10 protein-coding genes are annotated in these 13,619 nt (G+C 37.3%); all 10 read right to left on the bottom strand.

Going from position 1 to position 13,619, the window contains the following annotated elements; all coding sequences use genetic code 11:
- Nucleotides 1-103 precede the first annotated feature (103 nt).
- Entirely contained in the window at nucleotides 104-2,743 is a 2,640-nt protein-coding gene (locus I2H39_RS12540; RefSeq protein ID WP_195626617.1) for a valine--tRNA ligase, read from the bottom strand.
- A gap of 475 nt (nucleotides 2,744-3,218) precedes the next feature.
- Nucleotides 3,219-3,749 (bottom strand): VanZ family protein, encoded by a 531-nt coding sequence (locus tag I2H39_RS12535; protein WP_195626616.1) that lies wholly within the window; start codon nucleotides 3,747-3,749, stop codon nucleotides 3,219-3,221.
- Nucleotides 3,750-3,926: 177 nt separating this feature from the next.
- Nucleotides 3,927-5,015 carry an NAD-dependent epimerase/dehydratase family protein gene (locus tag I2H39_RS12530; RefSeq protein WP_275892407.1) on the bottom strand — a complete coding sequence of 363 codons (1,089 nt, stop codon included), beginning with the start codon at nucleotides 5,013-5,015 and terminating at the stop codon, nucleotides 3,927-3,929.
- 64 nt (nucleotides 5,016-5,079) lie between these two features.
- Entirely contained in the window at nucleotides 5,080-5,589 is a 510-nt protein-coding gene (locus tag I2H39_RS12525; protein WP_227146312.1) for a serine acetyltransferase, read from the bottom strand.
- A gap of 112 nt (nucleotides 5,590-5,701) precedes the next feature.
- Nucleotides 5,702-7,225: an oligosaccharide flippase family protein gene (locus I2H39_RS12520; protein WP_195626615.1), complete on the bottom strand. Its 1,524-nt coding sequence runs from the start codon at nucleotides 7,223-7,225 to the stop codon at nucleotides 5,702-5,704.
- Complete coding sequence (locus I2H39_RS12515; RefSeq protein ID WP_195626614.1) at nucleotides 7,215-8,405, bottom strand: glycosyltransferase family 61 protein; 1,191 nt, start codon at nucleotides 8,403-8,405, stop codon at nucleotides 7,215-7,217. Before I2H39_RS12515 ends, I2H39_RS12520 begins: the two co-directional genes overlap by 11 nt.
- Nucleotides 8,398-9,603, bottom strand: coding sequence for a CDP-glycerol glycerophosphotransferase family protein (locus I2H39_RS12510; RefSeq protein ID WP_195626613.1), 1,206 nt, complete (start codon nucleotides 9,601-9,603; stop codon nucleotides 8,398-8,400). Before I2H39_RS12510 ends, I2H39_RS12515 begins: the two co-directional genes overlap by 8 nt.
- 54 nt (nucleotides 9,604-9,657) lie before the next feature.
- On the bottom strand, nucleotides 9,658-10,590 hold the full coding sequence (locus I2H39_RS12505) for an ATP-grasp fold amidoligase family protein (RefSeq protein ID WP_195626612.1): 933 nt from the start codon (nucleotides 10,588-10,590) through the stop codon (nucleotides 9,658-9,660).
- Between the two features lie 15 nt (nucleotides 10,591-10,605).
- Nucleotides 10,606-11,712 carry a glycosyltransferase gene (locus tag I2H39_RS12500; protein WP_195626611.1) on the bottom strand — a complete coding sequence of 369 codons (1,107 nt, stop codon included), beginning with the start codon at nucleotides 11,710-11,712 and terminating at the stop codon, nucleotides 10,606-10,608.
- Nucleotides 11,713-11,749: 37 nt separating this feature from the next.
- Entirely contained in the window at nucleotides 11,750-13,609 is a 1,860-nt protein-coding gene (asnB, locus tag I2H39_RS12495) for an asparagine synthase (glutamine-hydrolyzing) (RefSeq protein WP_195626610.1), read from the bottom strand.
- Nucleotides 13,610-13,619: the final 10 nt, after the last annotated feature.

The following is a 13,619-nucleotide window of genomic DNA, read 5'->3' as shown; positions in this document are numbered from 1 at the left end:
CTCTCCCTCTCTATCCCTGTGTCTGACTTGCTCTGTTTTCATTTTCCTGCGGACAGGCAGTTTCTGCCGCCTGTCCCATTATCCTGAGCCTTCTCCTGGTTCATCACTGAAGCTGTGCCAGACGTATCTTCACCTGCTCCATCATCTGTTCATATTTTTCAAGCTTTGCGCGCTCCTCGGCAATCTTTGCCTCCGGCGCTCTGCTTACAAACTTCTCATTGCCCAGCATACCTCTGGAACGGGCCAGTTCTCCTGCCAGACGTTTCTCTTCGCCCTTTAAACGCTCTATCTCCTTATCAATATCCACCAGGTCGGCAAAGGGCATATAAATCACTGCCTTGTGAATCACTGCAGAGACAGCATCGTCGGCAATTCCTTCCTTATCCTTCTGAAGGATTACCTCGCCTGCGTATCCCAGGGAGGCAAAGAAGCTTCTGCTGTACTCAAATATCTGCAGCAGCGTTTCATCCTCTGACACCACATAGACAGTAGCCTTCTTGCTGGGCGGAACGTTCATGGCTGAACGCACGCCTCTGATGGCTCTCACAGCCTCCTTGATGGTTTCCGTGGACTGTTCTTCCCCTGCAAACTTCCAGTCATCCCTGTAAACCGGCCACTGGGAAACCATGATAGTCTCCTCCTCTTCCTGAAGGTTGCAGAAAATCTCCTCTGAAATAAAGGGCATGAACGGATGAAGCAGCTTCAGAGCCTGAATCAGCACCTGCTTAAGCGTCCAGATAGCGGCTGCCTTAGTATCGTCATCTTCATTGTACAGCCTTGGCTTCACCATTTCAATATACCAATCGCAAAATTCTTCCCAAATAAAATCATAAACCTTCTGAAGGGCGATTCCCAGCTCATATTTGTCCAGATTTTCAGTCACTTCCCTTGTAAGGGTATTTACCTTGGACACAATCCATTTGTCAGCCATGGTAAGGCGTTCCGGCGCCACGTCGCCCGATTCACCCGCCTTCTCAATGTTCATCATAATAAAGCGTGAAGCATTCCATACCTTATTTGCAAAGTTGCGGCTGTTTTCCACGCGCTCCCAGTAGAAGCGCATGTCATTGCCGGGTGCATTGCCTGTAATCAGGGTCATGCGCAGGGCGTCAGCGCCGTACTTGTCAATGACTTCCAGGGGGTCAATGCCATTGCCCAGGGACTTGCTCATCTTCCGTCCCTCGGAATCCCTTACCAGGCCGTGAATCAGCACGGTGTGGAAGGGAAGCCTTCCGGTCTGCTCCAGGCCGGAGAACACCATACGGATAACCCAGAAGAAAATGATGTCGTATCCGGTCACCAGCACATCCGTGGGATAGAAATAATCCAGGTCCTCTGTCTTCTCAGGCCAGCCCAGGGTGGAGAAGGGCCAGAGGGCGGATGAGAACCAGGTATCCAGGGTATCCTCATCCTGATTTAATGAGGTGCAGCCGCACTTGGGGCAGGCGCATGGCGCTTCCTTGGATACAATGATTTCTCCGCAGTCCTGGCAGTAATAGGCAGGAATCCTGTGGCCCCACCACAGCTGTCTGGAAATACACCAGTCGCGGATTCCTTCCAGCCAGTGGAGATATGTCTTTCCAAAGCTCTCAGGAACAAAGGTAAGACTGCCGTTCTTAAGGGCCTCAATGGCCGGCTTTGCCATCTCCTCCATCTTTACAAACCACTGCTGCTTTACCATGGGCTCTACCGTGGTCTTGCAGCGGTCATGGGTACCCACGTTGTGGGAGTGGGGAACCACCTTGACCAGCAGGCCCTGAGCCTCCAAATCAGCCACAATGGCCTTCCTGGCCTCATAGCGGTCCATACCAAAATACGGGCCCGGAACATTTACCGTTGCATCGTCATTTAAGATAATGATTTCTTCCAGGTTGTGGCGCTTGCCCACCTCAAAGTCATTGGGGTCATGGGCCGGTGTGATTTTAACGCAGCCTGTTCCAAATTCCTTGTCCACATACGGGTCTGCAATAACAGGAATCTCGCGGTCTGTCAGGGGCAGCTTCAGCATCTTGCCCACAATGTCCTGATAGCGCTCGTCCTCCGGGTTCACTGCCACTGCGGTGTCTCCCAGCATGGTTTCCGGCCTGGTGGTGGCTATCTCCACGAAACGTCCAGGCTCTCCCACCACAGGGTAATTGATGTGCCAGAAGAAGCCGTTCTGCTCCACATGCTCCACCTCTGCATCAGAGATAGAGGTCTGGCAAACAGGACACCAGTTGATGATTCTGGAGCCCTTATAGATGTAGCCTTTTTCATACAGCTTGACAAAAACCTCCAGTACCGCGTCAGAGCATCCCTTATCCATGGTGAAACGCTCCCTGTCCCAGTCAGCGGAGGAGCCCAGCTTATGAAGCTGTTTCACGATTCTGGTTCCGTACTCATCTCTCCACTTCCAGCACTCCTTAAGGAAACCGTCCCGTCCCAGGTCTGCCTTGTCAACGCCTTCCTTCTTAAGCTTGTCAATCACCTTGACCTCGGTGGCAATGGCGGCATGGTCCGTGCCCGGCTGCCACAGCGCCTCATAGCCCTGCATCCTCTTATAGCGAATCAGAATATCCTGCATGGTATTGTCCAGGGCATGGCCCATGTGCAGCTGTCCCGTAATGTTTGGCGGCGGCATCACAATGGTAAATGGTTTCTTGCTGCGGTTTACCTCTGCGTGGAAATACTTTCCGTCCAGCCACTTCTGGTACAGGCGGTCTTCGATGTCCGCCGGGTTGTAGGTTTTCTCCAGTTCCTTCATGGTTTGTTCTCCTTTTTGGATAGATGGTTTTTGTGATTGAGCTGGTGGTGCGCAATCCATGGCATCAGGGTCCTGCATGCCGGAAAAATAAAAAGCCCTTTGCCAATCCCGTTGAGGGAAGGCAAAGGGCGGAGTATCCGCGGTACCACCTTTGTTTTGCCGGATGTCCGGCAATCTCATTGGGCCTTTAACGCAGGCCGGTCGGAAACAGCTACGCAGAATGTATCTTTGGATGGTGACAGCACATAAATATCCGCCTGCCAAACCTTCTGTTTCATCCTTCACTGCTCCAGTTCAGAAGCTACCTTCCACCATACTCTGCCCGGGCCGCCTTTCAGCCAGTGAGCTGCCCTCTCTGATGGTTCTTATGATGTACTCCTCTTCCTCATTACCGTTTTGTTTGCTTTGATTTATAATTATCAAGCATAATAATTATTGTGGGATTTGTCAAGTGTTTTTTAGAGTGTAAGCCCTTCTATACCCGCCTGTGCAGATGTAAGTTCCAGTCAGGACTGTTGTACAATATTAATATGGCAAAGGTTAAAATCGTCATTCCAAAGAACAGGCTTGCCCCCTTCACATTTCCTTCATACCGTTTTTTCTTCCGTCCAAACAGAAATCCCAGTATCACTGCAGCACAATATCCCATCAGGCTCCCCCATGTATTGTGCAGCACATCATCCAGCTCTCCTAAGCCTTTATCCAGCAGGACCTGAGTGACCTCTATTGCAGCCGAAAAGGCAAAGCCCGTAAGAGCTGTTTTCTTCCAGTCCGGTTTCCGAAGAATCGCAGTTAAAAAGAAACCAAACGGCATAAACAGAGCGATATTACCCAAAATCAGATACCAATAATAGCCGGAATGGTCTCTCCAGGCACGTTTAATGGTCCAGAAAAGCTGGAGCCTTATGTCTCCCTGCCCTGATTCACGGTACAATGTGGCATACAGGATAACAGCTATGGAAAGAAGGAATAGAAAAACGTATAAATATTTGCGGAAGCGGTACATGGTACCTCCTTTGGAAATTTTCTTTTATTGTGGACTAGTGTATAGACTGTTATACAAAAAACGACAATCTTATTCGTGAATCTCTATATCTGAAAAAATATTTATTGAGTTTTTTATTTACATAGAAATCCATTATATTTTGAATAAACAAAACTTTTAAAACATATAGAACTATGCTTACACATCATAAAAGTCTTTATACCATTGGGAAAATCGTCTTAACCCATATCTTAGACTTGTACGTGGCTTAAATCCAAATTTTTTTTCAAAAGGAGACGTATCAGCATAAGTAACCGCTACATCACCCGGCTGCATTGGAACCAACAATTTATGACTTTCAAAATCATAATCTGCGGGTAAAACTTCGGCCCGAATCAATTCTTCCTGCAGAATCATCACAAAGTCTAATAAATTTTCCGGACTGCTATTTCCAATATTATACACTGCATATGGCGGAATCGGAAGCCCATCTTCTCCTGTTTTCTTTTCCGGTGGTTCCTGCATTACTCTTTTTACTCCCTCTACAATATCATCCACATAAGTGAAATCACGCTTGCAGTTTCCATAATTAAAAATCCGTATTGTCTCGTTATTACGAAGCTTATTAGTAAATCCGAAATATGCCATATCCGGACGGCCTGCAGGACCGTATACAGTAAAAAAGCGTAGACCCGTAGATGGAATATTATAGAGCTTACTATATGCATGTGCCAGTAACTCATTAGATTTCTTAGTCGCGGCATAAAGAGATACAGGATTATCTACTTTATCACTAGTTGAATATGGAACGTTTTTATTTGAGCCATATACCGACGATGAAGATGCATAAACAAGATGCTTCACTCCGTCTACACCATTATCATAAGAATGACGGCAGGCCTCCAGAATATTGTAGAAACCAATTAGATTGCTTTCGATATACGTATCCGGATTCGTAATGCTGTATCTTACCCCCGCCTGCGCCGCCATGTTAACTACAATATCCGGCTTATGTATCGTAAAAATTATATCAACCATTTTTTTATTGGCAATACTCTCCTGAACAAAAGTCCAACTGCTCTCTGGATGTTTTCTTGATATCTTTTCAATTTCATCTAATCTCCATTTCTTGATGCTCACATCGTAGTAATCATTCAAATTATCAATACCAACAATTTTTACTGATGGTTGTGTTCTAAATAGTTCGAGGATAAGACTCGCTCCGATAAATCCAGCCGCACCAGTCACTAAAATTGTTTTTTGTTTCAACTCAAAATCATATTTCATACATACTGCCTTCTTTCACTTTAGTAAATCAAACTAAATGTGCAAACGAGTAACCAAATAAACTTTAGACTTTGTTATTAATATATCCATATGTAGCATTCGAATCATTTTTAATAATACACGGATTTCCAAATACAATTGAATTATCTGGTATATTACAATTCACAAATGTATTAGGCGCAATTAATACGTTATTTCCTATTTTTATTCCCCCAACAATTGTAGCATTTACTCCAATCCACACTTCGTCCCCGATAATTGGCGATCCCTCTCGTGCGCCTCTATTTTCCTGTCCGATGGTAACTCCTTTATGTATGTTTACATTTTTCCCAAGAATAGCCTCCGGATTGATTGATATACAATATGGATGTCCTATATATAATCCCTCACCAATCCGCGTACCATAAAATAAATCAATATGATTTCTGGTTTTAAACCACGAAAAAATAAGCCGGTATATACTGTGTATTAACATATTTGTTGAACTTTGCGATTTTCTGTAATATTTTTGAAATTTTGGCATAGCATTATTACATTCAATATAGCGTTTTCGGTCGTAATCTAAACTATTCATAATCTTTCCATCCATTTACATTTATTATCAAACGTACATTAAAATATCATTAATTTAATATATTTACTTAGTCCTATTAATTTATTGAAATCAATATACATGTTTGATTCGTCTATCTTCTTACTACCATTCTTAAATGTTCCAACAAATATTGAAACTCATCTGATTTTCTACACAGAATAAAATAAATACTGTTAGGAATTATAATGCATACAAATAAACGTAAACTAAGAATTAGTATATCGTTTCCATGAATGAAGCAACATACGGTATAACACACCCCACCCAATGTAAATAATAAAATATAGTTAATCCCAGCTTTTTTAAATCCAATACTTGCTTTTTCCTTTAATATATATTTATAAGTTATAAAAATATCAAATGGATATGATATCAAAATTGTAGTAATAAAGGATGCAAAGACAATTCCACTCACACCAAAATGTTTTGCTAACAGAACATCTAGAATAAGATTAGTTAAAGCAACAATCACTTGTCTCCCAATAGTTTTATTCCACAATCCTGACACACTAATATAGGTACTGGTAAAAAACTGATTACAGGAATTTGAGTGAAAAAAGAGTACGATAAACAAGACTGTAAATATTGAAAGAGTATTATTGTTTCCGACCCACAATTTCATAAAAGGTTGATATAAACAAAACATCGTTATCGAACACCATGTCGAAACCCATATTCCAATCGACCACAAAGCATTAAACATCCTCAAATTTTCTTCTTGAGACTTGGTATAAATACTATTTCCAACAGCTGCGCGTACCGAACCGTACACTATTAGTATTAATCCTATCAATGATGTAGAAATATAATTATAATTTCCGTAGATTCCAAGGACCGATAATCCTATAAAGGAAGATATGATAATATTATCTGCCGAATTTACTAATTTGGATGTCACCGAATGTGCTGCTAAATATACAACCTTTTTTTGAATAATTTTTTTTGTTTTCTCAGATACTTTTCCTGCAGGATATAAATCCGGATATTTTTTTCTGCTTATAATTCCCGTTAAGATATTTACAAGCATAGTCGATAGCAATAACATTAAGACATAGCTATAATAATCCCCAAAAGCAAGCAGCAGCACAATCTGCATAATATATTTAAATATTTCAGAAACAGAGTTGATATTATGAACAATATCACCTCGTTGATATACATTGAAAAGGACACTTTTGTATGAACTCGTTAAATATGAAATGGAGGCATTTAGCAAATAAATCATGAACAAAAAATATATATTCGTATCTGCAGGATAATCAGCGTTAATGAAGCACTTCAAGAAAGGCAATATCATGATTCCTAAAATCAATATTATACTGCCTATTATCCAGTATAATTTTCTAAGTAAAGCCAACAAAGCTCTAATCTCTTCTTTAGCATCTTGAGCCACAGGTTCATACAAGCAAAAAATAATTGCTGTTCCAATTCCTAATTCTGAGATACTTAACACCGAAAGAATAGATGTAAACAGACTACTAATACCAGCATATTCTGTCCCTAATTTATATATAATCATTGTCCTAGTAACAAATGGCAATATAATTGTTATAAGTCTATTGAGAAGACCAAATAACAATGTTCTGGTACTGTTTTTTGTACGCTCAAAATTCATTATAAAAACCTCTTTTAAATTTGTATAATTGCAAGTGAATTATACGCAACGAATAACGTGTAAGTATCTCACATTTGTGTAATTGCATCTTTAATCCATTTACACTAGACATATCAAATCCATTTTCTTTTGCAAACTTTTTCATATTAGAATTAACCCAAAATAAAAAAGGCCCGCGAATATCCGTTTTATAGAACATTTTATAAGGTTCGCAATAACCATCTACATATGTAATAGGTTCAACCCCTGCCATTTCATCCAGCATCCATTGATGCCATTGGTATCCATTCATCCGATTAAACAAAATTATTTTAGGCTTTGTCTGAGAAAAAATAATATTGTGTGCACATGAGCCACCAACGCTTGCAAATATTTTACATTTATTAACCATAGCAATCTGTTCCTGCAGCGTATGTTCCTCAGGATAGACTACAAAAAAGCCATTCTTCCTCATCATATGCGCAATAAGTTCTTCTCCATAATCAGACTTTTGTTTTTTGGAAAATCTACCACGTGAAAAGTATATCTTTTCATATGTCTCTTCTAAAATACAATCAGGAACAGCAGATACCACTTTTCTGATAACCTCCAAATATTCTCTATGCCAACAACATTTTCTCTTATATGTTCCCATTGGAATATAAGACATGTCTGGAATAATAACTGATTTAAATTGTGTTGGCTCTGTTAAATATATAATTTGTTCTTTTTTTATACCCAAAAGGTTTAATAATTCAAAAGCATTCTTATGAATTCCCCCAAGGCTTTCCTGTGTTGCAAGAAAAACATATTTATACTTTTTGGAGTCTTTCAAGGCAAACCAAAGTCTGGAAATTGAATCAACTAAAAAGCTGCCCCACTGGTTTCGATACTGACCAAGATATACAACATCTTCATCTTTATATTTTATACCCTCATTCGTCAAAAGTTTTAATAGTTGAAAAGAAGTTTTTAAACCCTCTCTCTGAAAAGAGGATTCAATTGGCATTCCCCCTTTCGTGAATAATCCCCCGCTAAATCCGTTTCCAACTCTGCCACAATCTGGTATACACAACACATTCTCCTCTTTTAGGATATCTAACCTATTATAATTCTCATGCGGTGATTGATTTAAAAATTCAATCCACTCTTTTGAAGATATATTATTATAACAGTATTTAACAAGTCCCTTCTCATTCATATTTTCCCTCATATTTTTTTTCCAAACGCATAATACAATTAAAAATTCGTTCACAATTTCTCATATCATGCAATGGAAAAAAAGATTGTATCCGTTGTTTATATTTATCGTCCATTTGAAAATCGTCACTTATTAAATTTCTAATCAATGCAATGCATTCATCATGATTTTGTATAACATCTCCAAATCCCATGTTATCATAATCAAAATAACCTTTTGTATAATCATAGTGTTCGGAAATATATCTTTTCCGGTCAAATTGATAATAAATTATGGGCTTGCCCATATATCCAAAATCAAAGAAAACACTGGAAAAATCAGTAATAAGTAATTTCGATTCAATAAGTAACTGTTGTACATCATATTCTTTAAATTTTGCAATAACTACGTGTTTTGAATCAGCCGAGAAAACATCTATCTGTTTCTGTAATATGTAGTGAGGATAAAAAATCAACTCTATCCCCTTCTCTTCTAATAAACCCTCAAGTTTTTTATCATTTAAGATATTATTCCAGGTTCTTACAAATTCACTTTTAGAAATATCCTCTTGTCTTTCCCCCTGCAACCATCTTCTAAATGTCGGCATAATTAATATTTGATTTTTAGTTATAGAATTATGGAGATTATCAAAACGTGCTAATCCTGTATATTTCACTACATCTTTTGTATACCCAAAATTCTTTAGCACATATTCATACTCAGGCTTTGCACCACATATATATATATCAGGTTTTGCATTGCACACACAATGTTGAGGCAAATAATCTTTTACTATTCCATGTTTTAAAAAAATAAATTTTGCTTTACATGACACAATTTTTCTTAGTTTAAAAAAATAATCTGCATAAGGCAAGTCTCCGCCCCACATACTAGAGCTTAATCGTATCTTTGCTAAATTCAAAAAAACAAAATGCTTAAAGGAGTTGTATTTCAAACAGTTACCGATTTCATCTACTTTTTTAAAATCTGAAGATTCAATTGTAATGACATAATAACTATTTATCTCGGGATGCTTCAATTTTAAGAATTTATAGAAAAAGAAACCATTATCCCTGGCATCATCCCCACGTTCCGCTAAAATCCACACATCTCTATATCTCTCATAAAATACTGATAAAACTATTGCACAAATTCTCGACGTAAACAGTTTCATAAAAAAGAAAATAATTCTAATTAATCGTACAACTCTTTTACTCATGCTTCCACCGCCTATTGCTATCTTCGATTATTTTTTATATTTTCAATCATCAAACTAAGGCAGCTCCAACATTTCGCCTATTTTGATATCCCATTCATATGGCTCTATTGCTGTTAATCCTGCATAATGATACATCGTAATTTCACCAAAATATACTTTTCCGCCTATATTGTAGAAATCAACGCGGCATTGCGGTATTCCTTGTGATAACTTTTTCGCCAAATCTTTCATTAACTCAATAGATTTTGGAATTTTAGGAACTGGATTCGCATTTGGATGACCATTCATAAATGGAAGATGATGATAATCCATATCAAAAAAATCAAATTTAGTTTCTTCATCAGAAAATCGATCTGTAGCAATAAATAACAATTTGGGGTCGCCATTAAAACAAAAGATTTTATAATCTGTAAGTTGTTCTTCATTTTTTCCTATCTCAACTGAATAATCTTTCATATATGTTTCAGCAATAATCTGTGGCTCAACATTTTTATATGCCCATTCCCTCCACTTTTTCCAATGGCAACCGCTTAAATGTTCTGTTAATAACTGTTTTGCATGCTCTTTATTAAAATTAGATTTATCTTTACAGATAACAATTCCTCCGCTGTCATGTGTGGTTTTCAAGACGAACTGGTCCGGAAGTATATCAAAATCAATTTCATCAAAGTGCTTCCATGGTCCTCCTAAAAGAGGTATTACATATTCCTTACCTATTTTTTCTGATACGTACTTTTTTACAGCATATTTATCAACCATCATCGTATACTTAGAACACCTATCATATAATTTCAGCCATTGTACTTTTTCCGTGAAAGCCTTTGGATTTTTTAAATTTAACTTCCTTCCAATTTTTACTTTATATGCTATTTTTAAATATGTTCTATCTGGAATCCAATTTTTAGAAAAAGGACAATAAAAAAACTTAGATAGCAGAAATTGTTCAATTAATTCTGGATTTTTAATTATTTCTTTTATTTTATTCATTCACACTTCTCCTACTTATTTACCTTGATACAAGCTTTGAAATTCTTGCATTACTGCTGAGGCAGAAAATGCCGAACAATCATATTTCACATGTGCTCCTTCAGTTCTCTTATAATCTTTAACAATGTAATCTGCCCACTTACCTTCTCCATCATCAAGAGCTATAAAAGAAACTCCTCCAACATTAATACTATTAGGAACAGTATCCGAAGCATAACATTTTATGCCCATGGCTTGTGCCTCTATCATGACAATACCAAATCCCTCATGTCGCGAAGGAAATAAGCAGGCATTTGTCTCTTTAAGTACAGAAGGTATATCCGTTTTGCCCGGCAATAATATCACTTTATCTTCAAGGTGGTATTTTTTTATTTCTTCTTTAATCCTTTTTCCATAATTTACCGGGTCGAACCCAATTAAACGTAATTCTGCATTTTGACCTTTATGAAGAATCTGGTTCAATACCCTGATAGAAAATACCTGATTTTTATTATCACTATAACTCCCTATTTGTGTCAAAATAAGTTTTTTATTCAGTTGATTTAAAGGGCTAAATACATACTTCTTATCATCGTAAGGATTATACACAACTTTACTTGATAAGTTTTGAAACAAAGATAAACATGCCTCCTTTGAACATCCTATATTATTTGTAGAATATTTACTTATCAATCTGCGATAATATTTTTCCCATAGTGAACGTGGAAATGCGGCTGGTTTATAATTTGTATGGCTGTGTACAATACGTATAGGTACCTTCTGTTTTTCTGCAGCCTTTACACACAGCCCACTTTCAAGAGCCTTGTTACAATGAATAACACTGTATGGTCCATTTAGTCTAATTATCTCTTTTATGTTTATATAGATAGACATACCGCGTAAATAAAAATCAGCTCTTTTGCGAAAAGCTATTTTTCCTGTATAATGTGGTATATAAAACAAATTACATCCATATGATTTAATTTCATCCTCATATACACCGTATGTATTTTCAAAAAGGACAAAGTCAAAATGATAGTAACTATATAAGTTGCGGACAATATTCATAAACACGGTCTGCACACCGCCCAAGCCGAAATTATCATATAGAACACATAGGATTTTTGTTTTATTACGTGTCATTTTTCACCTCTCTGTACTCTCATATATCATTTCATTATTAGTTTATATAATATTGATACCACTTCTGAAAAATGAAGAAAGACCAAACAACATTTGTTAAATTCGCACCACTATTATCAATATATGCTTGTATAAATCTATTTGTATATGAAGGTTCAAATATCCCCTGCTTTCTCAAATATTTTTCTTCACTGTATTCCAACAAAGATTCTTTTAACACACCTTTCAACCATTTTTCAACCGGGGCACCAAAACCATGTTTAGGCCTATCCATTATTCTCTTTGGAACATAATTGTAAGTTAATTCTTTAAGAATTCTTTTTCCACCCGAATTACTAGTATACTTAAATACATGGGGTATTTGATAAGACAACTCAACTACTCGATAATCCAGTAACGGACATCTGCACTCCAATGAATACTTCATGGATGCCCTATCCATCTTGCATAACAAGCTTGGCAAATACGTTTCTTGGTCTAAAAGCATACATTCTTGCTGCCAATCTTTATGATAATATCTGCTTTCATCATATTTACAATCTTCAGAACTATCAGGCAGCATCTGGTTAACAATACCGACCGAATTGGTAATATGTATTTGACATCTTTTACTTTTTTCTCTATTTAATGCAATAGTTTTAACTCTATTAGGTATTTTATTTAGAATATCCATTTGTCTTAAAATAGGAATATTACATATACCATTGACAAGCGCACCTGCAAAATCCAATTGCTGCGCCTGCTTCACTCTTATATAACGTTGATACCCACAAAACAACTCATCTCCACCATCTCCTGACAGGGCAACTGTGACATCTCTTTTTGCAAGCATGGAGACTAGCATTGTAGGTATTTCAGAAGGGTCAGCAAATGGTTCATCGTAAAACTCAGGAATGGTCTCTACCAAATCCAACATGTCCTGTTCCGAAATATAAAGTTCTGTGTGAGCTGTTCCTAGGTACGCAGCGACCTCTTTAGCATATATGGCCTCATTGTATTCCGCCGAATCAAATCCTATTGTAAATGTTTTTATTGGCTTTTGAGACATAGACTGTGCAATAGCTGCTACTAATGTAGAATCAAATCCACCACTTAAAAAGGTACCGAGCGGAACGTCCGAAATCATTCTTTTTTTTACAGCGTCAGTCAATATAAGTGATAACTGTGATTTCGCCTCATCAAAATTAGTAATTAGATTTACGGATTTTTGATGATACATTTCAATTACATCCCAATACTTGTTCTTATTAATATCACCACCATGAAAACTCAAAATACAGCCTGGTTCCAATTGAAACACATTTTCAAATATTGTCTCTGGTGAATTAATGTATTCATTACATAAATATTTTTTTAATACTTTAATATTTACTTCCTTTTTAAACCCAGGATACTGCATGATAGCTTTACATTCTGATGCAAACACAATATTATCATTATCAAGCCAATAGTAAAGCGGCTTTTCCCCCATCCTATCTCTAACCAAAAACAACGTATCAGATTTTTTATCATACAATGCAATAGCAAACATTCCATTTAATCTATTTATACAAGAAATTCCCCATTTCAAGTAAGCTGCAATAATTACTTCCGTATCACAAGATGATATAAAATCATATTCATTCAATTCACTCCTAAGTTCCATATAATTGTAAATTTCGCCATTAAAAACCAAAGAAACCCTTTTATCAGATGAGTACATTGGTTGATGCCCCAATTCACTTAAATCTAAAATAGATAACCGCCGCTGAGCTAATCCCAACGAATAGCCTGAATTGCCCTCAAATATCTCAGCTCCACAATCATCTGGCCCTCGATGATACATAGTATCATTCATTGCAATTAACTGCTGCAAATCTATTTCCCTTTTTGAAATGTAACCGCATATGCCACACATAATACCCCTT

The sequence above is a fragment of the Clostridium sp. 1001283B150225_161107_B6 genome, assembly GCF_015556325.1.
Classification (GTDB): domain Bacteria; phylum Bacillota; class Clostridia; order Lachnospirales; family Lachnospiraceae; genus Enterocloster.
Note: the sequence above shows the minus strand (reverse complement) of the source record. Positions and strands in the feature narration are given on the sequence as shown.

Bases quoted from the DNA above. Each gene is read 5' to 3' on its own strand.
- I2H39_RS12520 (WP_195626615.1), bottom strand. From the start codon at position 7,225: ATGAATTTTGAGCGTACAAAAAACAGTACCAGAACATTGTTATTTGGT.
- I2H39_RS12530 (WP_275892407.1), bottom strand. From the start codon at position 5,015: ATGAAATATGATTTTGAGTTGAAACAAAAAACAATTTTAGTGACTGGT.
- I2H39_RS12515 (WP_195626614.1), bottom strand. From the start codon at position 8,405: ATGAATGAGAAGGGACTTGTTAAATACTGTTATAATAATATATCTTCA.
- I2H39_RS12505 (WP_195626612.1), bottom strand. From the start codon at position 10,590: ATGAATAAAATAAAAGAAATAATTAAAAATCCAGAATTAATTGAACAA.
- I2H39_RS12525 (WP_227146312.1), bottom strand. From the start codon at position 5,589: ATGAATAGTTTAGATTACGACCGAAAACGCTATATTGAATGTAATAAT.
- I2H39_RS12540 (WP_195626617.1), bottom strand. From the start codon at position 2,743: ATGAAGGAACTGGAGAAAACCTACAACCCGGCGGACATCGAAGACCGC.
- I2H39_RS12510 (WP_195626613.1), bottom strand. From the start codon at position 9,603: ATGAGTAAAAGAGTTGTACGATTAATTAGAATTATTTTCTTTTTTATG.
- I2H39_RS12500 (WP_195626611.1), bottom strand. From the start codon at position 11,712: ATGACACGTAATAAAACAAAAATCCTATGTGTTCTATATGATAATTTC.
- I2H39_RS12535 (WP_195626616.1), bottom strand. From the start codon at position 3,749: ATGTACCGCTTCCGCAAATATTTATACGTTTTTCTATTCCTTCTTTCC.
- asnB (WP_195626610.1), bottom strand. From the start codon at position 13,609: ATGTGTGGCATATGCGGTTACATTTCAAAAAGGGAAATAGATTTGCAG.